The organism is Acinetobacter sp. YH12134 (assembly GCF_013418555.1).
In the GTDB taxonomy this organism is placed as follows: Bacteria; Pseudomonadota; Gammaproteobacteria; order Pseudomonadales; family Moraxellaceae; genus Acinetobacter; species Acinetobacter indicus.
Map to the genome: position 1 here is coordinate 23,449 of NZ_VPBT01000024.1, position 22,773 is coordinate 46,221.

The following is a 22,773-nucleotide window of genomic DNA, read 5'->3' on the forward strand; positions in this document are numbered from 1 at the left end:
AGTGAAAAAAATTGCATTACAATGAGCCGGCCCCATATTTATAGATAGGCTATAAAGCGGGCATTACGAGAGCCAAACAAGTTATGCGAACCCGTGCCAAAATTTGCGGCATCACCCGGGTTGAAGATGTACATGCCGTCGTCAACAGTGGTGCAGATGCAATTGGTTTTGTATTTTATCCTCCAAGTCCGCGCAGTGTGAGCGCAGAACAGGCCAGCGTTCTGGTACAGGCCATTGCGCCTTATGTGCAGGTGGTGGGTTTATTTGTAAATAGCTCAGCCCGTGAGATTCAGGCCATTCTCAATACAGTCGCGCTGGACATCCTGCAATTTCATGGCGATGAAAGCCCGGAACAGTGCCAGTCGATTGCGCAGCAGGTTGGACGTCGCTGGTACAAGGCGATTCAGGTTAAACCGGGCCTAGATGTGGTGGCTGAAATTCAAAAATATCAGCAGGCCGGTGCCAGCGCTGTACTTTTAGATGCCTGGCATCCTGAATTAAAGGGCGGAACCGGGCACAGCTTTGACTGGAGCAGCTTTCCCCAACTGGATATTCCACTGATTTTGGCCGGTGGATTAAACCCTGACAATATTGAAGACGCCATTCACACCACAGCCGCGTTTGCTGTAGATGTGAGCGGAGGCGTAGAATCCGCAAAAGGTATTAAAGACCAACAACTCATAGAACGCTTTATGCAAGGAGTCCATCGTGGATCAGCAAACTGTTAATACAGAAAAACAGGCAATTGACTATACCCAGTTCCCTGATGCAAAAGGGCACTTCGGTATCCATGGCGGACGTTTTGTGTCAGAAACCCTGATGGCGGCTTTAGAAGACTTGGAAAAGCTCTATTTCCGCATGAAGAATGATGAACAGTTTCTGGCAGAATTCGACCGTGATCTCGCTTATTACGTCGGTCGTCCAAGTCCACTGTATTATGCTGAGCGATGGTCGAAAGAGTTGGGTGGTGCACAGATTTACTTAAAACGCGAAGACCTGAACCATACCGGCTCGCATAAAGTGAACAACACCATTGGTCAGGCGTTATTGGCCAAACTTTCAGGTAAAAAACGTATTATTGCCGAAACTGGTGCCGGTCAGCATGGTGTGGCGACAGCAACCATCGCGGCGCGTTTAGGTCTTGAATGTGTAGTGTTCATGGGTGCGGAAGATGTTAAGCGCCAGGCCATGAACGTGTATCGTATGCGTTTGCTGGGTGCCAAAGTCGTCGCGGTAGAAAGTGGCTCTAAAACTTTAAAAGATGCCATGAATGAAGCGATGCGTGACTGGGTCACCAATGTCGATTCAACCTATTATGTGATCGGAACTGTGGCGGGTCCACATCCCTATCCGCAACTGGTGCGTGATTTCCAGTCCATTATTGGCCGTGAAGCACGCCGTCAGATTCAGGAACAAGCCGGCCGTCTGCCGGATGCACTTGTGGCCTGTGTGGGAGGTGGTTCTAATGCTATGGGCCTGTTCTATCCATTCCTGAATGATCAGGAGGTGAAAATGTACGGGGTTGAAGCGGCGGGCTTAGGTATTGAAACGGGTAAACACTCTGCGCCATTGAATGCCGGTCATGTCGGTGTCCTTCACGGCAACCGTACTTACCTGATGTCAGATGAACAAGGCCAGATTATTGAAACCCATTCGATTTCTGCTGGTCTGGATTATCCGGGTGTGGGTCCTGAGCACAGCTTCCTGAAAGATATGCATCGTGTGGATTATGTGCCAATTAATGACCAGGAAGCTTTGCAAGGTTTCCGTGACCTGACCAAGATTGAAGGCATCATTCCGGCATTAGAAAGTTCACATGCGATGGCGTACGTGACCAAGCTGGCGCCGACCATGTCGAAAGATCAAATTATTATTGCAACGGTTTCAGGCCGTGGTGATAAAGACTTGATGACGGTAGCGCGTATTGATGGCGTGGAAATGGTGGATATGTAAAAAATCTCCCTAACCCTCTTTAAGAAAGAGGGAATAGCCCTCCTTAGTAAAAGAGGGTTGGGAGGGTTTAAATCGCATTCAAGCAATTGGGTGCGATTTTTTTATTGTTGTAATGAAACTTCCCCACTTTTTTAAAGGAGGGACGAGGGGAGGATGATTATTCAGATCCGATTTTTGACACAAATTCAGGCAATTATAATTCATCCAGATTTTCCCTTACTTTGGAAAAGCCCAAAGTAAGCAAAGACTTTTGTTGAGCAGATCTGACGTCCCTGTCATGCTGCTCAACAGGCGACATCCCGATCGCCAACGCGTATCATATTGCTGATTTATCTTCTACCTGGTTAAAACCATCTTCTGGAGTTTCCCATGCCAAGTCTGTTTATCGTCATGTTAGGCGGTCGTCATGCCCGCGCCAATACCGAAGTGCACGATGTGGTCCTTGCTGTGGCTGATACGCTGGAAGAGACTTTCCCTCAGCTAAGACAGGCCTGGTTTGGCGAACAACAAGGCTTACATATTGATGCCTGGGCGCAAATCAATGGGGTGGAATTTGAAGGCCAACAATATCAGCTGCAATTTAGTAATGCGGCCCCGAATCAGGCGCATGAAAAACTCTGGCTGATTAATTTAGGCGGCTACGATGCGCGTGAGTTTGGTGAATTGCATCGCTATGTTCTGGTGGTTGCACAAAATACCATGGTGGCCAAACAGCGTGGCAAGGCATATTTTGCTGCACACTGGCAAAAGCAGCATACCGACCGGGTGCTGGATGTTGATGACTGCATCGCCATTGATCAGGTGCATGGCCGTTATGTACAACTGGTGGCCGGGGAATTTGCCGGAAACCGCTGGGAAAATACCTATTTGCCTATTGCCGAGTCCTGACTGTAGCAGACTTAAGCAATTGGTTTGGCTTGGATATTGTGAAAGAAAGCAAACTATGTTTTTGTTATTGTTTAGATAAAATAATCTTATTTTTATTTTTCTGGCCAGATTTTATAGGCATAATAAAGCGGTAGCTACAGTGTCTCAAACCACATGGAATGTCGTACATGGATTTAATACAACAGAATGGACAGCCACGTTACGGACGTTTTAAGCAATTACCGACCAGTATCCAATACCATCATTATCAATATAAAAGCCCCTATGGTGATGTGCTGTCTGGTTGGCGTAAACGATTAAAATATAAAAAGTTTAAATTTTGTTGTATTCAGCATGAGCACTACACCATCGGCCTGGCCATTGTTGATATTGCTTGGGCCGGGCATGGTTTTGTTTATATCTACAATCATTTGACCGGTGAAGTGCTGGAATGGGATGCGATCAGTTTTTTGGCCCGGCATACGGTGCTGGACGAGCAGCCGCTGTTTAACCATAGTCATTTTCATAAAGCCGGTTATCAGCTGGATATTCAGCATGCCAATGGAGTGCGTTATATCCGGGTGACTAAATACGGCGAACTGCGTCTGAGTGCGCGAATTTTCTGTGCCGGCACTGATCCATTAAGCATGTGCAGTCCGAATGGGATTAATGGCTGGACCTATACCCAAAAGCTGACCACGCTCGGCTGTGAAGGTTTTTTTATCAACAAACAGGGACAAACCATCCAGTTTCATGACAAAACTTTTGTTTCTCTGGATGATACTTGTGGTTTTTTACGACCGGAAACGGCCTGGTTCTGGCTGTCTTGTAATTTCTGGGATGCCCAGAACAAGCGGGTCGGCATTAATCTGGCTTCTGGCGTCAATGAAAGCTTTGGCAATGAAAACTGCCTGTGGGTCAATGGCCGCCTGTATCCACTGGCAGATGTGTTATTTGAGCAGCAGTCAGATAACCAGTGGAATATTGTCTCGCTGGATCAAAGCCTGAATTTAACCGTGACCACCGGCTGGCGCCGTTATGAAAATCTGAACCTGCGCCTGGTGGGCAGCCAGTTTAGCCAGTGGCAGGCCAAAGTCAGCGGCACCATTGTGCAGGATGATCAGGAAATTGTGTTCCTGAATGAATATGCCTTGCTGGAACAGCATTATGCCAAATGGTAATTGTTAGTCGCTGATCCTGATCATCAAAAAGCTACGGCTCATCCATCGAATAAAAAAGCTGAACCTGACATTCAGCTTTTTTAATCCACCATAACTTCTTTAATCTTTAGCCGCCTGCCAGAAGGCTTCACCGGCCTGAATCGGATCATTGGTCTGTTCCAGGGTGTTAATCCAGACCTCATACTGGGCAATAATCGGATGCTGGCTGGGATGAAAATCTTTTTTAAACCAGTCTTTATATAGCCGGCCCATCCGGGTTAAGGTGCCTTTTTTGCCAAAGAACCACGGCAAACCTTTGGCATTCAGTTGCAGGCGTTGCCACAGACTAAAGCCATCCTGTTTTAACATGATATTGGCCCGATAAATGGTAAAACCAAACATCAGGAACGTGGTCCAGACTAGGGAAAAATGCCGCATCGCTTCAGAAACTTGGGCCACATCGCGCATTACATCAAAGGCCACATCGCGGTGTTCCATTTCTTCAATCGCATGCCAGGCAAACAAGGCGCGTACATACGGATGTGCTTCAGCTAACGTCGAGCGATGGGCATAAAAGGTTTCAGCCATGAGGGCGGTCAGATGCTCGGCTGCTGCCGTGGTGGCAATATTATATTCCGGGGAGCGTTTTTCCAGTTCAAATTTAAAAATCCGGTTGAGCTGGCGGATAAACTGATCCACCGGCATACCCTGATTTTTCATTAGCTGGTTCATTTTGTCATGCGCGATGCCATGCTGGGCTTCCTGGCGGATAAAGTCGGCCACGCGTTGCTGCAGTTCTGGCTGCTGAATCTGCTCGCGGTACAAGCGTACCGACTGAATAAAATAGCGTTCCCCATCGGGAAAGGTCAGGCTTAAGGCATCAAACATGCGGGTCAGAAAAGGATCTCCACCAAACCAGAAGCGTGGAATCTGTTCCAGCTTAAAGTCGAGATTGCTGCGCACCACTGGTTGCGCCTGATATTGGACTATGGCATTCATCTTGTTTTACTTTATCTAGTCGTTCATATCTGCAGTATGTCGGGCTTTAGCGGCTTTGTTTTGACAAGTCTTGCCAGTTTTTATACATTTTATGCCATAGTGAAAATAAGAAATGTCAGGATGACAACTTACCCGAGTGATATTCAGATTCCAAACGGCTATGTACACTTGTGGCAGTCCTACCTGCAGGCACAAGGTGTGCAGCCGCAACAGCTCGAGCTGTCAGACAGCTTGCAGCAATATGTGCAGCATGTACTGAGTTTGCCGATTGATGGCCAATCTTCCTGTCAGGCTTTTATTACGCTGCTGGAACAGACCCGGCAGCAGTTGAACACAGCCTATCTGGTGTTTGAACTGGCGCGTTTTATCCGTCCGGAACATTTTGGTGTGCTCGGCTATATGGCCTCGCGCAGTAATAGCGTGGCCGAGGCCTTGCAGTATATTGCCCAGTTTAGCCGGCTGGTGATTGATGCTAACGAAGCGGTTCCCATGCAGATTCAGCAGCAGGATGATTTGCTGATTGTGTCTTGGCCGAATCCGCAGGATCAGAGCACGCTGATTCACGAAATCACCTTTGCCTGTATGCTGCAGCTGGCCCGGCAGATGTTTGCGGCCGAACACTTTCCCTTGCGCCGGGTTCATTTTGCCCATGCTCCGCAAACGGCGCTGTATCAATATCAAAAGTTTTATGGCTGCGAAGTGTTGTTTGATCAGCCGGATTATCAGCTGGTGCTGAGCATCGACAGCCTGCAGCTGCAACCACAGCAGCCTGATCCAACTTTAATCGGGATTTTAAAAAAACAGGCTGAAGAAGCGATGGCGGCCAAACCTTTGCTGGAAGGGCTGGACCAGAAGCTGCGTCATTTGATTGCCGATTATTTAAGGCTGCAGCAACAAGCACCCAAGCTGGATGAGCTGGCTGTCGAGCTGTGTATGTCCAGTCGCACTTTGCAGCGTCAACTGAGTGAACTGGGGACCTCATTTAAACAGCTGCTGGACATGGAGCGGATCAAACGTTGTGAATTACTGTTACCGCAAAAGCTGAGTCTGACCGAGATTGCCAGCCAGCTCGGTTATTCCGATCAGTCGGCTTTGGCGCGTGCCTATAAAGCGCATTGCGGCCAGACCTTAACCGAGCGGCGGCGGGTACTGCGTCAGCAACAGACCACCAATAAAAAGCGGCTGAATAGCCGCTTGGAAAATTAAAAAGTACAGTCTTAAGCCGTGCGCAGTTTAGGGAAACGCAAGGCAATAGCGGCAATCGCAAAAATCGCCAGCACCCAGCAATAATAGACACTGCCAATCAGCTCTACCGGTGACATTTTGGCAATCGAGCAGGCCAGCAATAACTGGGCGCCATAAGGAATCAGGCCCTGTACCACGCAGGAGAAAATATCCAGCAGGGCGGCAGCGCGTTTCGGATCGACGCCATATTCCTGCGCCACTTCCCGCGCCATATCTCCAGACAGGATAATCGCCACGGTATTGTTGGCCACAAACAGGTTGGAAAACACCACCAGAAAGCTAATCCCCAACTCACCAGCACGTTGCGCGCCAACCTTAAACAGGCGAGTCAGCTTGTAGATGCGTTGAATCAGCCATTCCAGGCCACCTTCTTTTTGCATAATGGCCGATAAGCCACCCAGGAACATCGACAGCAACGCCACTTCAAACATGCCGACAAAGCCATCATAAATAGCGCCATTCAGCTTGAGCAGATCAAACTCGGGCAGCATCAACAGTCCCATCAGTGCCGAGAGTAAAATCCCGATGGTTAACACTGCCAGCACATGCAGGCGGGAAAAGGCCAGCACAAACACCGCCACATAAGGCAAGATGAGCCAGGCGTTATACTCCTGATAGGCAATGGCCTGGGTATTCTGGTTGATCAGCATATAAATCAGCACTGTGATCAGCGCGGCCGGTACGGCAATCCAGACATTGACCTTGAACTTGTCACGCAGCTGTACTTTCTGGCTGCTGGTGGCGGCAATGGTGGTGTCAGAAATCATCGACAGGTTATCGCCAAACATGGCACCGCCAACCACCGCACCAATGGTATAGACCGTGGCAATTTGCGTGGCTTCGGAAAAACCAAAGGCAATGGGCGCACAGGCTGCAATGGTGCCCATTGAAGTGCCCATGGCGGTGGCGACAAAGGCTGAAATCAGAAACAGCATCGGCAGTACAAATTCCGGCTGAATAATCGACAGGCCCAGCTGTACCGTGGCATTGACACTGCCAATGGCGCCACTGGTGCTGGCAAAGGCACCGGCCAGCATAAACACCATAAACATCAGAATCAGGTTCGGATGGCTGGCGCCCTGCAAAAATTCTTCAATGGCCCGGTTCAGCTGGCCACGATAGAGCAATAATGCCAGGATAATGGCTGGAATGGCTGCCACCGGCGCCTTGACCTGATAGAAGGCAAACTCGGTCCCAATCAGGGAATGGTAAATGCCACTGCCTAAAAAAATGGCTAAAAATACAATAAGTGGCAACAGCGCAAGCCCGCGAGCGTGCACTTTTGCCTGGGAGTCGGAAATCATAGAAATAAGAAAAAGTCTGAAAACGGCGCTAGTATAAAGCAGCTTTTGCTATTTCTGAAAACTTTAAATGTAAATGCTAACTGTCCTATTTTTATCATCTTTTTTGCTCAGTCATTGGGTTTTTCTAACTGCTTGAGATTGCTGGGAATAGCGAAATTAGGCATCTTTGATCATTGAGAAAAAAACCGAAATATCGGTAAATGTAGCTTTCGGGTTGTTCTGGAATTCGCGCTTTGCTGATGAAATCGGGCATCGACCAGCTGTGCTCTGTTCAATGAGCAAAAAATAGCGTTACAATGCGATGTCCTGTATTTCGACAATAGCAACTTATCAGTTTTGAATTATTCAAGGAAAGCACAGCCCTATGTCACGTTTAGCCACCCGATTTGCACAGTTGAAATCTCAACAACGTAAGGCCCTCGTATCTTATGTCATGGCAGGTGACCCACAGCCACAGGTAACGGTACCACTGTTACATCAAATGGTTGAGGCGGGTGTAGATGTGATTGAGCTTGGACTGCCATTCTCTGACCCGATGGCCGATGGTCCAGTCATTGCCTTGGCTGCAGAACGTGCATTGGCAGGGGGAACCAATACCCTCGATGCACTGAATATGGTCAAGGAATTCCGCCAAAAAGACACGGAAACACCAGTGGTGCTCATGGGTTATTTAAACCCGGTTGAGGTCATTGGCTACCAGAAGTTTGTCGCCTATGCGCATGAATGTGGGGTAGATGGTGTCTTGCTGGTGGATCTGCCGCCAGAAGAAGCTGCCGATTTAGACCAGATCTTACAGCAGTACGATATGGACCAGATTTTCCTGCTGTCACCAACCTCTACCGATGAGCGTATCCAGCATGTAGTGAAACAGGCCAGCGGCTTTATTTACTACGTGTCGCTCAAAGGCGTGACCGGTGCAGCCACTTTAGATGTCTCTGAAGCGGCGCAGCGGATTGAGAAAATCAAGGCAGTCACCGATGTACCGGTTGGTGTCGGTTTCGGTATCAGTGATGCGGCATCTGCCAAAGTCATGGGTGCCGTGGCAGATGCAGTCATCGTCGGCAGTGCTTTCGTAAAACAGTTTGCCAACCTCGAACCAGAACAAGCCGTGGTTGAAACGGTTAATAAAGTCAAGGAGCTTCGAGCCGCGCTCGATGAGTTAGTATGAGTCAAGAAGTCAAGCCAGGGAAAATCTTAAGCCCAACTACGCCGTGGACAGAACGCGGCGTACCGGGAATTCATGTACCGGATGAGCAGCAAGCCTTAAAGGCGACATTCACTGAACCAACCATCGAATGTCCGGAGTGTCATGCACTGGTGACTCGTACAGCCATGTCTTTCAATGCCTATGTCTGCCCGCAATGTGACGAGCATTTACGCATGAAAGCGCGTGACCGTTTAACCTGGTTCCTCGATCAGGTCGATGCCGAACTGGGTCAGGAATTTTCTGCCAAAGATCCACTGAAATTTGTGGACAGCAAGCCGTATCCGGACCGTATGGCCGAAGCACAAAAGAAAACCGGTGAAACTGAAGCTTTACTGGTCATGCAAGGTTTATTAAAAGGCGTGCCGGTAACCACCTGTGCCTTTGAATTTGACTTTATGGGCGGCTCTATGGGCACGGTGGTCGGTGACCGTTTTGTGCTTGCAGCGGAACGTGCCATTCAGCAACGTCAGCCGTTAATCTGCTTTGCCGCATCGGGCGGTGCGCGTATGCAGGAAGGCATGCTGTCTTTAATGCAGATGGCGCGTACTTCAGCAGCCATTCAGCGTTTAAAAGAAGCGGGCTTACCATATATCGTGGTCTTAACCCATCCGGTATATGGTGGCGTAACGGCATCGTTGGCAATGTTGGGTGATGTTCATCTGGCGGAACCAAAAGCCATGATTGGCTTTGCCGGTAAACGTGTAATTGAGCAAACCGTACGTGAAAAACTGGATGAACCGTTCCAGCGCGCGGAATACCTGCTTGATCATGGTGTGGTCGATCAGATTGTTCATCGTCATGCATTACGTGATACTGTATATCGCATTGTCACGAAACTGATGAATTTGTCTTGAATACAGCACCACTTGCAACCGACTCTTTAGAAACATGGCTCAATTATTGGAGCCATGTTCACGTTACAGGGATTGATTTAGGTCTGGAACGGGTGATTCCTGTGGCTGAAAAGCTGGGCGTCACTCACCCGGACGCAAAAGTGTTTACCGTCGCGGGTACCAATGGCAAAGGTTCCACCACCACCACTTTGGCCGCGATTTTAAATGCTCAGGGTTATCAGGTGGGGCTGTATCAGTCACCGCATATTTACCGTTTTAATGAACGGGTCAAACTGGGCGGCGTCGAGGTCGATGACCAGCAACTGATTGAGGCCTTTGTACAGGTCGATCAGGCGCGTCGCGACTGCAATTTAAGTTTATCGTTTTTTGAAGCCACCACGCTGGCGGCTTTTGTCATTTTTAAACAGCAGGCCTGTGATGTCTGGGTGCTGGAAGTTGGCCTGGGCGGCCGTCTGGATGTGGTCAATGTGGTACATCCTGATGTTGCCGTGATTACCAATATCGGGCTGGATCATACCGACTGGCTGGGCGATACCATTGAAAAAATTGCCTTTGAAAAAGCCGGCATTATCCGCCCGAATATTCCGGTGATCTTTGGCGGCGTGCAGGAATTACCGCAAGCCATTCAGGACAAGGCAGCACAGTGTCAGGCCCCGCTGCATGTCGCCAATCGTGATTATTTTTATCGCACCGCTGCAGATGGCCAGTCCTGGTTATTTGCCAGCAGTGGCAGCACCTTGAAATTACCGCTTGGCACGCTGGCGCTGGAAAATATATCGACCGCAGTTGCCGCCGTGTTACTTAGCGGTCTGAACATCCAGCAGCAGGCGATTGCCGAAGGCATCCAACAGGCCCAGCTCCCGGGCCGTTTTGAAATTCGCCAGATTGCCGGCAAGACCGTAATCTTTGACGCCGGGCACAATCCGCACGGTGTAGAGTTTTTGTTAAAGCAATTGCGAAATTATTTAAATTACAATAAACAGTACACCGAAGTGATCAGTGTGTTTTCCATGCTGGCCGATAAAGATGTGAATTCTGTCGTTGCCTTATTGAAAGAACATGTTTTAATGTGGAAAATTGCACAATTAAATGTTCCTCGTGCGGCAGACATCACACAACTGGATGCGGCCTTTGAGGGCGAAACAGTACAGCACTTTGATAGTGTTCAATTAGCTTTTAAATCAGCGCTGGATGAAACGAACAATAATCAGCTGATTTTGGTATGTGGATCATTTCATACCTTAGAAGCGGTATGGGAGTATTTGGAAGAATGTCAATGAATAACAAACAGCGCTGGATGGGCGGCGTTGTTTTATTGGGTGGTGGTGTGTTATTGGCAGCATTACTCCTGAAAGGCCAAGAAGAAATACATCAAAATAATGTCAAAACGCCAGAACGGGTCGAACAGTTACAGCAAAATACTGCGCCTGAAGCCGAAATGATTCAGCTACAACCGTTAACGGTAGATGTAGAAACTGAAAAACGTCTGCTGGAAGAGCAGCGCCGTGCCCGTGAAAAAGCTGTGGCTGAACAGGAAGCACGTGCCGCTGAATTCCTGGCCATGCAGCAGCAGGCAGAAGCAGAAGCCGCACGTAAGGCTGCAGAAGAATATGCGGCCTTAAATGCGCTACGTAATGGCCAGCAGCAAAGTTCCGACAATATTCCGCCAGAACTGGTCGAAGATGAGCAGGCCAAACAAAAACGTCTGGCTGAAGAAAAACTGGCGGCCCAGAAAAAGCTGGAACAGCAAAAAGCAGCTCAAGCCAAAAAAGCTGCCGAGCAGAAAGCGGCTCAGGAACGTACTGCTGCCGAGAAAAAAGCAGCAGAACAAAAAGCTGCGGAAGAAAAACGTTTAGCCGAAGAGAAACGTCAGGCAGAAGCCAAACGCAAGGCCGAGCAGGAACGCAAGGCTGCTGAACAGAAAGCCGCAGAACAGAAAGCCGCAGAAGAGAAGCGTAAAGCTGAGGAAAAGCGTCAGGTAGAAGCCAAACGTAAAGCCGAAGAAGAAGCCAAAAAGAAAGCTGAAGCTGAGAAAGCACGTAAACTGCTGGAAGGCGAAGATGATGGCAAACAGTGGATGGTGCAGGTGGCACTGGCAGCCAATGAAGCCAATGCCGATGCACTGGCTGCGCGCTTAAAAGCCAAGGGCTATAAAGTCACCAAGAGTCCAACCTCTAAAGGGATCCGGATTATGGTGGGGCCATCTAAAGACCGTGAAAGTGCCGATGCAGCACGCAAGAAAATTGCGGCGGATGCCAGCCTGAACATGAAATCGGCCTGGGTGATTGACTGGGTGCCATTAGACAAGCGGAACTAGTTGTAAGTATCCTTCGGCATTTTGCCCTTAGTTTTAATCTGATAGATTCGACAGCTGCTGTCGAATCCATTTTATATTTTCAGGACGAAATAAGGCATCAATATTGACCCAGATCGGATGGAAGCCAAAGCCGCCATATTTCATTTCTGCCAGCGCCTGTTCCACCGGCCAGTGTTCAAATATAATCCGGTACATGGCCACACTGGCCCCGGTCCGGTCTGCACCATGATAACAATGAATCAGCACTTTTTGCTGTTGGGCTTGGGCGCTTTGAATCTGCTGCATCACCTGCAATAAATCTTCCCGATCAATGGCCCAGGTGTGAATCGGTAGATGCACCGATTGCAATCCATGCTGCTGCAGCGGTTTAGCCTCTGCCGCTTTGGGACGCAAGTTGATGACCACATCAATCTCATGCTGTTGTAACAATGTTGCCAGCTGCTGATCGGGCTGTTCGCTACGAAACAGCATCGGGCTGACCTGATAAAAATTGTGCTGCGCATCCAGCGGTTGAGCCCAGGTACTCGGGCGTTGCTGTTCAGATAAGGCCGGTGTGGTCATGCAGCCCGTGCAACAAATACAGGTCAGGACCAGGGCAAGCAGATTTTTGAGCATAGTGTTCTAATTGGTTGTGCTGAAATTGGTTGTGCTGGACCATCCCAGTGTAGCACGGCTGAGGTGCTGACCTTGTACCATGAAAAATGCCCGTCCGAAGACAGGCATACAGGAAGATGAACGGATATTGATTATTTAGTCACGATTCGGCTGCGGGGTTAAACGCAGGTATGGTTTTACTGCGGTATAGCCTTTCGGGAAGCGCTGTTTTAATTCGGCTTCATCTTGCAGTGAAGGCACAATCACCACATCTTCACCCTCTTGCCAGTTGGCCGGGGTGGCCACTTTATAGTTGTCGGTCAGTTGCAGGGAATCGACCACGCGTAAAATTTCATGGAAATTACGTCCGGTAGAGGCCGGATAGGTAATAATTAAACGCACTTTTTTATTCGGGTCGATAATCACCAGGGAGCGTACCGTCAGGGTTTCGCTGGCATTGGGATGGATAAAATCATATAGCGTCGATACTTTACGGTCCTGATCGGCAATAATCGGAAAATTCACGCTGGTGTTCTGGGTTTCGTTAATGTCATTAATCCAGCCTTTGTGTGACTCGACATCATCGACCGACAGGGCAATGGCCTTGACGCCACGTTTTTCAAATTCCTGTTTGAGTTTTGCGGTATAGCCCAGTTCGGTGGTGCAGACCGGGGTGTAGTCGGCAGGATGTGAAAACAGGATGCCCCAGCTGTCGCCCAGAAATTCATAAAAGTTCAGGGTGCCTTCGCTTGATTCCTGAGTAAAGTCGGGTGCGGTATCGCCTAATCGTAAACTCATTTTAACTGCCTCATATCGTTGTTGTATTGGGGGATGGAATTGACTATGGCGCAATTCTTTTAGCATTGAAAATACTTTTTTTGTAATTCTTTATGAGTATATGGAATAAGTAGTTGCATGAAATGCTGAAAAAACATGCAGTCATATTGTCATGCTTTGACTATATCATCTGATTAAAATTTGCTACATTATTTTGCCTTAGCTTCGCTGTACGGATAGAAATCATCAGAATTTTTTGATGGGTTGTGTGTAAAACCCTTGTACTTCAAATTTCTAGCACCATAATAACGACTGAGAACAAATTATTCTTTTGACAAGCAAGATTTAGAGAGTCTATTCATGTTGGCAAGTCTGATCGGAGGAATCTTCGGTACCAAAAATGAGCGCGAACTCAAACGCATGCGTAAAATCGTAGACAAGATTAATGCGCTCGAGCCGACGATATCAGCCTTAAGCGATGCAGACTTATCTGCAAAAACCGAAGAATTCAAACAACGATATAACAAGGGCGAAAGTCTAGATAAGTTATTGCCAGAAGCGTTTGCAGTCTGCCGTGAAGCCGGGAAACGGGTCATGGGCATGCGCCATTATGATGTACAGCTGATTGGTGGTATTACCCTGCACGAAGGTAAAATTGCAGAAATGCGTACCGGTGAAGGTAAAACCTTAATGGGGACTTTGGCCTGTTACCTGAATGCCTTAAGTGGTGAAGGCGTACACGTGATTACCGTGAACGACTACCTGGCACAGCGTGATGCCGAGCTCAACCGTCCACTCTTTGAATTTCTGGGTTTAAGCATCGGCATTATTTATTCGATGCAGGACCCGACCGAAAAAGCGCAAGCCTATCGTGCCGATATTACTTACGGGACCAACAACGAATTTGGTTTCGACTATTTGCGTGACAACATGGTGTTCTCGCTGGCAGAGAAAAAGCAGCGTGGCCTGACCTATGCCATTATCGATGAAGTCGACTCGATCCTGATTGATGAAGCACGTACCCCGCTGATTATCTCGGGTCAGAGCGAAGACTCATCACAGCTGTATGCGGCGATTAATACCATTCCGCCTAAACTGCATCCGCAAAAAGAAGAGAAAGTGCCAGATGGCGGTCACTTCTGGATTGATGAAAAACAGCGTTCGGTTGAAATGACCGAAGTCGGTTATGAAACCGTAGAAAATGAGCTGATTCAGATGGGGCTGCTGGCAGAAGGGGAAAGCCTGTATTCTGCTTCCAACCTGAATCTGGTACATCACGTGTCTGCGGCCATTCGTGCCCATTTCCTGTATCAGCGCAATGTGCATTACATCATCCATGATGGTGAAGTGATTATTGTCGATGAAAACACCGGCCGTACCATGCCGGGTCGTCGCTGGTCTGAAGGTCTGCATCAGGCAGTTGAAGCCAAAGAAGGTCTGGAAATCCAGCCTGAAAACCAGACTCTGGCCACCACCACCTTCCAGAACTACTTCCGTCTGTACAAAAAACTGTCCGGTATGACCGGTACTGCCGATACTGAAGCGGCAGAAATGAAAGAAATTTATGGTCTGGATGTGGTAATTATTCCAACCCACCGTCCAATGATCCGTCAGGACCATAACGATTTAATCTATTTAAATCGTGAAGGCAAATACAATGCGATTATTCAGGAAATCCTGCGCGTGCAGGAATCCGGTGTCGCGCCGATCCTGATTGGTACCGCCACCATTGAAGCCTCAGAAATCCTCTCGGACAAACTGAAAGAGGCCGGTATTCATCACGAAGTTCTGAACGCCAAACAGCACGAACGTGAAGCCGATATTATTGCCCAAGCCGGTGCACCACGTGCGGTGACCATTGCCACCAACATGGCGGGTCGTGGTACCGATATTCTGCTCGGTGGTAACTGGAAAGCTCTGCTGGCCAAAATTGAAAACCCGACACCTGAAGATGAACAACGTCTGAAAGAAGAATGGGACCAGAACCACGAAGCGGTACTGGCCTCAGGCGGTTTGCATATTATTGGTTCTGAACGCCATGAATCACGCCGTATTGATAACCAGCTGCGTGGTCGTGCCGGTCGTCAGGGTGACCCGGGTGTGTCGCGTTTCTATCTGTCACTTGAAGATGACCTGATGCGTATTTTCGCCGGTGATCGTGTGGTGGCCATGATGCGTGCCATGGGCCTGAAAGAAGATGAAGCCATTGAACACAAAATGGTGTCGCGTTCGATTGAAAATGCCCAGCGCAAAGTTGAAGCACGTAACTTTGATATCCGTAAGAACCTGTTGAAATACGATGACGTCAACAATGAACAGCGTAAGATTATTTACTCACAGCGTGATGAAATTCTTGCCGCAAACTCATTGCAAGATTACATCGAAGAAATGCACCGTGAAGTGATTCAGGGCGTGATTGCCAACTATGTACCACCAGAGTCGATTCATGATCAGTGGGATATTGACGGTCTGGAGCAGGCGTTACGTGAAGATCTGGCTTTAGATCTGCCAATTAACCAATGGTTAGAAGAAGATCGCCGTCTGGATGAAGAAGGTCTGGTCGAACGTATTTCTGATGAGCTGGTGGCTCGTTATAACAGCCGCCGTCAGCAAATGGGCGATGAATCTGCAGCGATGCTGGAGCGTCACTTTATGCTCAACTCGCTGGATCGTCACTGGAAAGACCATCTGGCGGCAATGGATTACTTGCGTCAAGGCATTCATTTACGTGGTTATGCGCAAAAGAATCCGGAGCAGGAATACAAGAAAGAAGCCTTTAACCTGTTTGTGAACATGCTCGCTGTGATCAAGTCTGATGTGGTGACAGACTTGTCCCGCGTACACGTACCAACAGCTGAAGAGCTGGCTGAACTTGAAGCACAGAAACAGGCACAAGCCGAGGCGATGCAGCTGAATCTGTCTCATGCCGATGTGGACAGTCTGACCGGTGAAACTTTCGAAGCCGATGCGCAGCAGACGACTCCAACCGAAACGGTGTTTACGCCACCGGCAAGCCGTAACTCGCCATGTCCATGTGGTTCAGGTCTGAAATACAAGCAGTGCCACGGTAAAATCTAAGCCATTCAAAACATCTCGCAAAAAGCAGAATTTCGATTCTGCTTTTTTTATTCCGCTAAGTGTTTGAATAGTTTTGCAAGATGTGAATACAGATTGCAGTGCAGGAAATTAAATGGTATTTAGTTGCACATTGCACACCGAAAAGTGGAAAACACAATGAAAAAAGTATTACAACCTTTACTGATTGTTGCTTTAGCAACGCCTGCTTTGGCTTTTGCCAATACCCAAACCACCACGCCGGCAAAAGTACAGGCCGCAGTCGGTGTAAGCACCACCCAAGCAGTGGTCAATAATGACCAGGTGACGGTTGCAAGCCCACGTACCGGTATCCGTTATACCTTTGCCAACCCGAATAAACGTCCGATTGTGCTCCAGACTGCAGCCATTGCTCCGGCCAATGCTGCCAATGCCGACCGCATTGTTGCTTCTAACCCGGCCCTGTCTGCAGAAAGCCAGCAAAAAGCCAAACAGGCTTTATTAAACGAAGCTGCGCAACTGGCCAAAAACTAAGGATCAAGCACACAACACTAACCAGCCTGCGGGCTGGTTTTTTATTGCACGGCAGTTGAGTCTGGCCACAATTTTGTGGATGATGGGTTCTGCTCGATTTTTTCCTGATTTTGTTCTAAGCTGTGCACACTGAATTATTAACTGGTTGGACGTTTTAAAAATGGCAGTAGGTGACGTTTCTATGCCACAGATGCATGTGGTCAAAGGGGTGAGAATTGGGACAGCAGAAGCCTATGTTCGTTATAAGAACCGACGTGACCTTGTTATTTTTGAACTGGCCGAAGGTGCCAATGTCGCCGGTGTGTTTACCCAAAACGCCTTTTGTGCAGCGCCTGTGCATATCTGTAAAGCGCATCTGCAGGCGGGTAATCCACGTTATTTAGTGATTAACACCGGCAATGCCAATGCCGGAACCGGTAAAACCGGTATGCAAAATGCAGCAGCAACCTGTGCCAAGCTGGCTGAACTGGCAGGTGTACAGACCGCCGAAGTATTGCCATTTTCTACCGGTGTGATTGGCGAGCAGTTACCAATTGAGCGTTTAACTGCGGGTTTACAACCGGCCCTAGACAGCTTGCGTGCTGATGCCTGGGACGATGCTGCTCGCGGTATTATGACCACAGACACCACACCGAAAGGTGCATCTGAACAGTTTGAACTGGATGGCATCACTTATACCATGACCGGTATTTCTAAAGGTGCCGGCATGATTCGCCCGAATATGGCGACCATGCTTGGTTATGTGGCCACTGATGCTCCAATCAGCCGTGAACTGGTACAGCAACTGTTGAGTAGTACGGTTAATGTCTCGTTTAACCGCATCACTGTCGATGGCGATACCTCAACCAATGACTCCTGTATCTTCATTGCAACTGGCCAAGCCGGTGGTACAGAAATCAGCTCGACCGAAGATCCGCGTTATGCCGTAGTATTAGAGGTTTTAACCCGGGTGATGACACGTCTGGCGCAGCTGATTGTGCGTGATGGTGAAGGCGCGACCAAATTTATTACCGTTGCAGTCGAAGGTGGACAAAATACCCAGGAATGTTGCGATATTGCTTACAGTATTGCTCATTCACCGCTAGTAAAAACCGCTATTTTTGCCTCAGATCCAAACTGGGGCCGTATTCTGGCGGCCATTGGTTATGCGGGCGTGCCAAATTTAGACGTTGAAAAAATTCAGGTTTGGTTAGATGATGTACAAATCTGTAAAGATGGCGGCGCCGCAGCGGACTATACCGAAGAAGCCGGCGCACGTGTCATGGCGCAGCAGGAAATGACCATTCGTGTAGATTTAGGTCGTGGCCAGGCTCAAGATACCGTCTATACCTGCGATTTATCTTATGATTATGTCAAGATTAATGCAGACTACCGTTCTTAAGTCCCTGATGTATTTCTGAAAAAGCCTCCGTTGTGAGGCTTTTTTACAACGCTGTATTTTTAATGATTGGTCAAGCACTGACACTGACCAATTGCTGATGTAACTGCTTGTGCAAACAAGCATTTCGATAGAGAAGACGCTGTTATGAATGATGCGACCAATTTAATTGCCAATGAAGCAAAGTCGATTGTGCAGGCGCATTTAGACCGTTTGGGTGAACCGAAAGAAAATCATTTAACTGAAGAAGCCAAGCAGGCCAAATTTGCCTTAATTCAGGCCGAACTTAAAAAACGTGATGCAGTACTGGTGGCACACTATTATTGCGATCCTGAAGTGCAAGAGCTGGCAGAGCTGACGGGTGGTTGTGTATCGGATTCACTGGAAATGGCACGTTTTGGTCGTGATCATGCAGCGTCAACCTTGGTGGTGGCCGGGGTGAAATTTATGGGCGAAACCGCCAAAATCCTGTCACCTGAGAAAACAGTGCTGATGCCGACGCTGGAAGCCACCTGTTCACTCGACCTGGGCTGCCCGGTAGATGAATTTACCCAATTCTGCGATGCCCATCCTGATCATACCGTAGTGGTGTATGCCAACACCTCGGCTGCTGTGAAAGCCCGTGCCGACTGGGTGGTAACCTCAAGCTGTGCGGTTGAAATTGTCGAGCATCTCGATAGCCTGGGTGAAAAAATTATCTGGGCACCGGATCAGCATTTGGGTCGTTATATCCAGAAAAAAACGGGCGCAGACATGCTACTCTGGGATGGTGCCTGTATCGTGCATGAAGAATTCCGTGCCCGCGGGATTGCACAAATGAAAGCGCTTTATCCGGATGCAGCGGTGCTGGTGCATCCAGAATCACCAGAATCGGTGGTGGATATTGCTGATGCAGTCGGCAGTACCTCGCAATTGATCAAGGCTGCCCAGACTTTGCCACATGAGCGTTTAATTGTGGCGACCGACCGCGGGATTTTCTACAAAATGCAGCAGGCGGTACCGAACAAGATTCTGGTGGAAGCGCCGACCGCCGGTGAAGGCGCGACCTGTCGTTCATGCGCGCATTGCCCGTGGATGGCTATGAACGAACTAGATGGGATTTTGCAGGTTTTACAGCAGGGTGATCAGGAAATTTTTGTTGATCCTACGCTGGCAGAACGCGCCAAATTACCGCTCGATCGCATGTTAAACTTCAGTGCGCAGCTAAAACGCTAAAAATTGATTGAAAAATGTCTAAAATGCTTGATAAATAAGCGGTTGAAGAGATTTTTCATATTTTTTTAAAGATAGGTGTTGACGTCCACGGGCGTCGCGCCTAGAATGCACACCGTACCGCACGATGTGCGATACACGAAAAGCTGAGATGAAACGGAGCATAGCACAGCCTGGTAGTGCACCTGGTTTGGGACCAGGGGGTCGTAGGTTCGAATCCTACTGCTCCGACCAATTTCTCAAGGCAACGATGTGTTTTTGGTATCATCGGTTAAGCGCTTGTAGCTCAGTTGGATAGAGCATCCGCCTTCTAAGCGGATGGTCACAGGTTCGAATCCTGTCAGGCGCGCCATTTTGGTGGCTTGGTATTGTAGAACTAATTGATGGTGGATGTAGCTCAGTTGGTAGAGCCCTGGATTGTGATTCCAGTTGTCGCGGGTTCGAATCCCGTCATTCACCCCAACTTTTAAAGTTGAATATCGGAGCATAGCACAGCCTGGTAGTGCACCTGGTTTGGGACCAGGGGGTCGTAGGTTCGAATCCTACTGCTCCGACCAATTTCCCTAAAGTTGAAAGATAAAAGATACCGCGTTAAGCGGTTTTTTTATGCCTGAAATTTGAGTCTGCGGATCAAATCTCCCCATAAAAAAAGCCTCTGCAAGAGGCTAGTTCTACAAAGTGGCAAAATACTTAAGGCACAATCACCACATTTACACGCCGGTTCATCGCCCGGTTTTCAGGAGAGGTATTGGGCACCAGTGGTTGTTCTGCACCGCGAGGAATTACCGGTAAATGGTTTGGTCGAAAACCTTGTTGCATAAAAATCTGTGCGACATTTTCAGCGCGTTCTCCGGACAGCTTCAGGTTATAGGTCAGGTCGCCGACATTGTCGCTATGTCCAATAATTTTGACTTTATCTAGTTTATATTTCAGTAACTTGCTCGAGAGTTGCTGTAAGGCTTGCTGGTTATGCGCCTGGATCTCGGCCTGATCAAAACCGAACAGCAGTTTTTCTGGTAGGCCTAAGCTCCAGCCCTCGCTGGTCAGGCTAAAACCTTCCTGCTTGAGCATGCGGGCCTGTTTGTAATTGAGCTGCCCCAGACTCATGCAGGCACTGAGGGTAGTCAGTGCAAGCAGCAGACAAGCAGTTTTAAAAATATGTTTTAACATGAATAAACTAACCTTTGGCCATGCGCCCGTGCTCTGCAAAAATGTACCAGTGTTGTGCGAGCTGCTTGGCCTTATACATGGCCATATCTGCATTATTGATCAGCATTTCAGGAGATGATGCTGACTGCGCGAGTGCGATGCCAATACTAAAACTGAAATAAATAGGATGATGATTAAAAATTAAAGGCTGGCGACAGCAGTGGAGTAAATTTTCACTTATTCTAATTAAATCATGATGATCTTCAATATTTTTTACAATAATTGCGAACTCATCACCACCGAGGCGGGACACAAAATCATGCTGGTTTAACGCTTGGCGCAAGCGTTTGGCCATTTCCAGCAGCACGGCATCACCGGCGGCATGGCCGTGGCGATCATTAATTTCTTTAAAGTTATCGTTATCAATAAACAGCAGGGCAATGCTGTCTTGCGTACCTTGGGCAAAACTCTGTGCCAGCATTTGATGGAAATATTCACGATTAGGAAGTTGGGTCAGTCCATCATGACGGGCCTGATGCGACAATTGATGATTTTCATGTTGCAGGGCCCGGGTTGAGGCTTCAATTTTGTCCAGCAGTTCATTTACCACGCGATTAATTTCCTGAAACTCAGAAATTTCAGACGAGGGCAGGCGTAGCTGATAATTTTTATTGGTGCTGATGGTCTGGGTGGTCTGTACCAGCGGATTGACCGCTTTCATCAAATGTCGGTAAACCGCATTTGCCGACCAGAACAGTAAGGCCAGCAGTAAAATAAAGCTAATGGTCAGCGCCAGTAGAATGGTATAGAAAAAACTGACATGGGTTGAGGCATTGCCATAGACCACCAGTTGTCCAAAATTTTGCTGCTGATGCTGAATCTCGACTGTCACTGGCTCACGAAAATACAGCCAGTCCAGTAAATACTGAATAAACGGTAACGCATTTTGATGATGATGAATGGTCGACAGGACCTCACCATTGGTTGCGATGACTTGAATCGAATGAATCGGATATTGCTCGGCATATTCAGTCAGAATCTTCTGAATTGTATAGGTGTCATGAAAGACCACAGCGGGCTGAATCCGCTCTGCCAGAGAACCGGATAAAATACTCAAACTCTGTTTGGCATAACTTCCAGGGTGTAATTAGACACCACACAAAAAATACCTAGGCATAAACCAAAGGTCAGAATAAAAATCACCAGCTGGTACGAACGGAAAATAGGTCGTAGCGATACTGCTTTGGGCTTATTCATGCTTTAGGCCCCCGTTTTTACCCAGTAATAATACCCGGGGGTCAATATGTACCTGCGATTGCGTCAGACTTTACATATTCACCCTAAATGAATACTGCTGATTTTTCTTCTGGTAAAGGCAAAAGACGCTGCCCAGCTCACAGGCTGAATTGGTGGTGCTAATGCTTAAGGCGGGATAACGCACTGTACTGTTCAGAATATTCTGTTCTTCATGTGGGCTTAGGTTGGAAAAGACAATGGCCTGACAACTGGTCTGTTTTAAATCGTCTAATTGTAGTGGGCTGATTTTATAAACATGCTGTGTGCTACGCTGGCTTTTAAATTGTTGTGCTAGCGCTGGATTATTCACAATACAAATATTCGGCGTGTTTTGCTCCCATTTGGCATAACTTAAAATGGCATACACCATTTGCGGTGCACCAGTGGTTGGGCTATTGGCATGGGCAGGGTGCAAAAATAAACACAGCAAAAAACACAGTGTTTTGTGTAAGGGGAGAGAAGGCATTTTTATAAAAAATTAAAAATAAAATTATGGCCGCAGTCTAACTAAAATAAAAATGAAAGAAAAGGATAAAAAATAAACTGAAAAACCTGAAATTGGTCATAAAAAATACAGTTAAGATATATTTCCCAAAATAATTAAAAATAGGGGTTGCGTCAGGTTTTATTTGCTCTATAATGCACATCCATCGGCGGTGATGTTGATAAAAACTTGTTGATAAACAAGGATTTAGCTAAAATAGTTGAGTTCTGGTTTAGGTGGTAAGTTTAGAAATAAAATCAATATTGCATGTTGACTTTCTAAAAATAGAGAGTAATATAGCCGACCTAGCTTGATGCTGACGAAGCATCGAGAAGATCATTAAGAGATTATGAAGAACAACTTGTGTGGATTTTTACTGGTTGATTAAT

The 22,773-nt window shown here is 47.8% G+C and carries 21 protein-coding genes and 4 tRNA genes; 17 read left to right on the plus strand and 8 right to left on the minus strand.

Features of this window, described 5'->3' with window-relative positions:
* Window positions 1–83: 83 nt before the first annotated feature.
* From FTU69_RS12500 to FTU69_RS12515, 4 genes are all read left to right on the plus strand, one after another.
* Window positions 84–728 (plus strand): phosphoribosylanthranilate isomerase, encoded by a 645-nt coding sequence (locus FTU69_RS12500; protein WP_075168221.1) that lies wholly within the window; start codon window positions 84–86, stop codon window positions 726–728.
* Window positions 709–1,953 carry a tryptophan synthase subunit beta gene (gene trpB / locus FTU69_RS12505; RefSeq protein ID WP_005179981.1) on the plus strand — a complete coding sequence of 415 codons (1,245 nt, stop codon included), beginning with the start codon at window positions 709–711 and terminating at the stop codon, window positions 1,951–1,953. Before FTU69_RS12500 ends, trpB begins: the two co-directional genes overlap by 20 nt.
* Before the next feature lie 369 nt (window positions 1,954–2,322).
* Complete coding sequence (locus tag FTU69_RS12510; RefSeq protein ID WP_180103978.1) at window positions 2,323–2,841, plus strand: DUF1543 domain-containing protein; 519 nt, start codon at window positions 2,323–2,325, stop codon at window positions 2,839–2,841.
* A gap of 167 nt (window positions 2,842–3,008) precedes the next feature.
* Window positions 3,009–4,001, plus strand: coding sequence for a DUF2804 domain-containing protein (locus FTU69_RS12515; protein WP_005179978.1), 993 nt, complete (start codon window positions 3,009–3,011; stop codon window positions 3,999–4,001).
* Between the two features lie 99 nt (window positions 4,002–4,100).
* Here the strand turns inward: FTU69_RS12515 and FTU69_RS12520 are convergent, their stop codons facing one another.
* A complete protein-coding gene (locus tag FTU69_RS12520; protein ID WP_168397002.1) occupies window positions 4,101–4,979 on the minus strand; it encodes a metal-dependent hydrolase in 879 nt (292 codons plus the stop codon).
* A 120-nt stretch (window positions 4,980–5,099) separates the two neighbouring features.
* Here FTU69_RS12520 and FTU69_RS12525 point away from each other — a divergent pair, with 120 nt between their 5' ends.
* The gene (locus FTU69_RS12525; RefSeq protein WP_160241008.1) at window positions 5,100–6,185 is read left to right on the plus strand and encodes an AraC family transcriptional regulator; all 1,086 of its coding nucleotides are present in this window, start codon (window positions 5,100–5,102) and stop codon (window positions 6,183–6,185) included.
* An 11-nt stretch (window positions 6,186–6,196) separates the two neighbouring features.
* On the opposite strand, the gene FTU69_RS12530 is transcribed toward FTU69_RS12525, so the two are convergent.
* Window positions 6,197–7,528 carry a Na+/H+ antiporter NhaC family protein gene (locus FTU69_RS12530; RefSeq protein ID WP_163145459.1) on the minus strand — a complete coding sequence of 444 codons (1,332 nt, stop codon included), beginning with the start codon at window positions 7,526–7,528 and terminating at the stop codon, window positions 6,197–6,199.
* A gap of 364 nt (window positions 7,529–7,892) precedes the next feature.
* On the opposite strand from FTU69_RS12530, the gene trpA reads away from it, so the two are divergent.
* The 4 genes from trpA to FTU69_RS12550 are packed head-to-tail and all read left to right on the plus strand — an operon-like array spanning window position 7,893 to window position 11,906.
* Window positions 7,893–8,696, plus strand: coding sequence for a tryptophan synthase subunit alpha (trpA, locus tag FTU69_RS12535; RefSeq protein WP_180088782.1), 804 nt, complete (start codon window positions 7,893–7,895; stop codon window positions 8,694–8,696).
* Window positions 8,693–9,589 carry an acetyl-CoA carboxylase, carboxyltransferase subunit beta gene (gene accD / locus FTU69_RS12540; protein WP_005179967.1) on the plus strand — a complete coding sequence of 299 codons (897 nt, stop codon included), beginning with the start codon at window positions 8,693–8,695 and terminating at the stop codon, window positions 9,587–9,589. The genes trpA and accD overlap by 4 nt, the downstream gene beginning before the upstream one ends.
* On the plus strand, window positions 9,586–10,869 hold the full coding sequence (gene folC / locus FTU69_RS12545) for a bifunctional tetrahydrofolate synthase/dihydrofolate synthase (RefSeq protein ID WP_180088780.1): 1,284 nt from the start codon (window positions 9,586–9,588) through the stop codon (window positions 10,867–10,869). The genes accD and folC overlap by 4 nt, the downstream gene beginning before the upstream one ends.
* Complete coding sequence (locus tag FTU69_RS12550; protein WP_180103979.1) at window positions 10,866–11,906, plus strand: SPOR domain-containing protein; 1,041 nt, start codon at window positions 10,866–10,868, stop codon at window positions 11,904–11,906. The genes folC and FTU69_RS12550 overlap by 4 nt, the downstream gene beginning before the upstream one ends.
* Before the next feature lie 33 nt (window positions 11,907–11,939).
* Here FTU69_RS12550 and FTU69_RS12555 read toward each other — a convergent pair whose 3' ends face one another.
* Window positions 11,940–12,521 (minus strand): dual specificity protein phosphatase family protein, encoded by a 582-nt coding sequence (locus FTU69_RS12555; protein WP_180088776.1) that lies wholly within the window; start codon window positions 12,519–12,521, stop codon window positions 11,940–11,942.
* 135 nt (window positions 12,522–12,656) lie between these two features.
* Window positions 12,657–13,298 carry a peroxiredoxin gene (locus FTU69_RS12560; RefSeq protein WP_005179960.1) on the minus strand — a complete coding sequence of 214 codons (642 nt, stop codon included), beginning with the start codon at window positions 13,296–13,298 and terminating at the stop codon, window positions 12,657–12,659.
* A gap of 339 nt (window positions 13,299–13,637) precedes the next feature.
* Here FTU69_RS12560 and secA point away from each other — a divergent pair, with 339 nt between their 5' ends.
* The 8 genes from secA to FTU69_RS12600 all read left to right on the plus strand — a co-directional run bounded on the left by secA (window position 13,638) and on the right by FTU69_RS12600 (window position 20,012).
* On the plus strand, window positions 13,638–16,355 hold the full coding sequence (secA, locus tag FTU69_RS12565) for a preprotein translocase subunit SecA (RefSeq protein WP_005179958.1): 2,718 nt from the start codon (window positions 13,638–13,640) through the stop codon (window positions 16,353–16,355).
* A 156-nt stretch (window positions 16,356–16,511) separates the two neighbouring features.
* Window positions 16,512–16,865, plus strand: coding sequence for a hypothetical protein (locus FTU69_RS12570; protein ID WP_005179954.1), 354 nt, complete (start codon window positions 16,512–16,514; stop codon window positions 16,863–16,865).
* A gap of 160 nt (window positions 16,866–17,025) precedes the next feature.
* Window positions 17,026–18,246 carry a bifunctional glutamate N-acetyltransferase/amino-acid acetyltransferase ArgJ gene (gene argJ, locus FTU69_RS12575; protein ID WP_016658664.1) on the plus strand — a complete coding sequence of 407 codons (1,221 nt, stop codon included), beginning with the start codon at window positions 17,026–17,028 and terminating at the stop codon, window positions 18,244–18,246.
* 144 nt (window positions 18,247–18,390) lie between these two features.
* Complete coding sequence (gene nadA, locus FTU69_RS12580) at window positions 18,391–19,458, plus strand: quinolinate synthase NadA (RefSeq protein ID WP_016658665.1); 1,068 nt, start codon at window positions 18,391–18,393, stop codon at window positions 19,456–19,458.
* Between the two features lie 154 nt (window positions 19,459–19,612).
* Window positions 19,613–19,689 (plus strand) — tRNA-Pro (locus tag FTU69_RS12585).
* Between the two features lie 41 nt (window positions 19,690–19,730).
* Window positions 19,731–19,807, plus strand: a tRNA-Arg gene (locus FTU69_RS12590).
* 34 nt (window positions 19,808–19,841) lie between these two features.
* Window positions 19,842–19,917, plus strand: a tRNA-His gene (locus FTU69_RS12595).
* An 18-nt stretch (window positions 19,918–19,935) separates the two neighbouring features.
* Window positions 19,936–20,012: transfer RNA gene (locus FTU69_RS12600), tRNA-Pro, on the plus strand.
* Window positions 20,013–20,145: 133 nt separating this feature from the next.
* Here FTU69_RS12600 and FTU69_RS12605 read toward each other — a convergent pair.
* The 4 genes from FTU69_RS12605 to FTU69_RS12615 form a co-directional block, all read right to left on the minus strand.
* Entirely contained in the window at window positions 20,146–20,625 is a 480-nt protein-coding gene (locus FTU69_RS12605) for an OmpA family protein (RefSeq protein ID WP_168370024.1), read from the minus strand.
* Between the two features lie 7 nt (window positions 20,626–20,632).
* On the minus strand, window positions 20,633–21,721 hold the full coding sequence (locus FTU69_RS12610) for a sensor domain-containing diguanylate cyclase (protein ID WP_168381532.1): 1,089 nt from the start codon (window positions 21,719–21,721) through the stop codon (window positions 20,633–20,635).
* On the minus strand, window positions 21,718–21,861 hold the full coding sequence (locus FTU69_RS14820; RefSeq protein ID WP_016658668.1) for a hypothetical protein: 144 nt from the start codon (window positions 21,859–21,861) through the stop codon (window positions 21,718–21,720). Before FTU69_RS14820 ends, FTU69_RS12610 begins: the two co-directional genes overlap by 4 nt.
* A 70-nt stretch (window positions 21,862–21,931) precedes the next feature.
* The gene (locus tag FTU69_RS12615) at window positions 21,932–22,315 is read right to left on the minus strand and encodes a YfiR family protein (RefSeq protein ID WP_257223648.1); all 384 of its coding nucleotides are present in this window, start codon (window positions 22,313–22,315) and stop codon (window positions 21,932–21,934) included.
* Between the last annotated feature and the right edge of the window lie 458 nt (window positions 22,316–22,773).

What these genes read in the sequence shown, in the direction of transcription:
- FTU69_RS12500 (WP_075168221.1), top strand. Translation starts at nt 84, where the DNA reads ATGCGAACCCGTGCCAAAATTTGCGGCATCACCCGGGTTGAAGATGTA.
- FTU69_RS12510 (WP_180103978.1), top strand. Translation starts at nt 2,323, where the DNA reads ATGCCAAGTCTGTTTATCGTCATGTTAGGCGGTCGTCATGCCCGCGCC.
- FTU69_RS12515 (WP_005179978.1), top strand. Translation starts at nt 3,009, where the DNA reads ATGGATTTAATACAACAGAATGGACAGCCACGTTACGGACGTTTTAAG.
- FTU69_RS12520 (WP_168397002.1), bottom strand. Translation starts at nt 4,979, where the DNA reads ATGAATGCCATAGTCCAATATCAGGCGCAACCAGTGGTGCGCAGCAAT.
- FTU69_RS12525 (WP_160241008.1), top strand. Translation starts at nt 5,100, where the DNA reads ATGACAACTTACCCGAGTGATATTCAGATTCCAAACGGCTATGTACAC.
- FTU69_RS12530 (WP_163145459.1), bottom strand. Translation starts at nt 7,528, where the DNA reads ATGATTTCCGACTCCCAGGCAAAAGTGCACGCTCGCGGGCTTGCGCTG.
- trpA (WP_180088782.1), top strand. Translation starts at nt 7,893, where the DNA reads ATGTCACGTTTAGCCACCCGATTTGCACAGTTGAAATCTCAACAACGT.
- accD (WP_005179967.1), top strand. Translation starts at nt 8,693, where the DNA reads ATGAGTCAAGAAGTCAAGCCAGGGAAAATCTTAAGCCCAACTACGCCG.
- FTU69_RS12550 (WP_180103979.1), top strand. Translation starts at nt 10,866, where the DNA reads ATGAATAACAAACAGCGCTGGATGGGCGGCGTTGTTTTATTGGGTGGT.
- FTU69_RS12555 (WP_180088776.1), bottom strand. Translation starts at nt 12,521, where the DNA reads ATGCTCAAAAATCTGCTTGCCCTGGTCCTGACCTGTATTTGTTGCACG.
- FTU69_RS12560 (WP_005179960.1), bottom strand. Translation starts at nt 13,298, where the DNA reads ATGAGTTTACGATTAGGCGATACCGCACCCGACTTTACTCAGGAATCA.
- secA (WP_005179958.1), top strand. Translation starts at nt 13,638, where the DNA reads ATGTTGGCAAGTCTGATCGGAGGAATCTTCGGTACCAAAAATGAGCGC.
- FTU69_RS12570 (WP_005179954.1), top strand. Translation starts at nt 16,512, where the DNA reads ATGAAAAAAGTATTACAACCTTTACTGATTGTTGCTTTAGCAACGCCT.
- argJ (WP_016658664.1), top strand. Translation starts at nt 17,026, where the DNA reads ATGGCAGTAGGTGACGTTTCTATGCCACAGATGCATGTGGTCAAAGGG.
- nadA (WP_016658665.1), top strand. Translation starts at nt 18,391, where the DNA reads ATGAATGATGCGACCAATTTAATTGCCAATGAAGCAAAGTCGATTGTG.
- FTU69_RS12605 (WP_168370024.1), bottom strand. Translation starts at nt 20,625, where the DNA reads ATGTTAAAACATATTTTTAAAACTGCTTGTCTGCTGCTTGCACTGACT.
- FTU69_RS14820 (WP_016658668.1), bottom strand. Translation starts at nt 21,861, where the DNA reads ATGAATAAGCCCAAAGCAGTATCGCTACGACCTATTTTCCGTTCGTAC.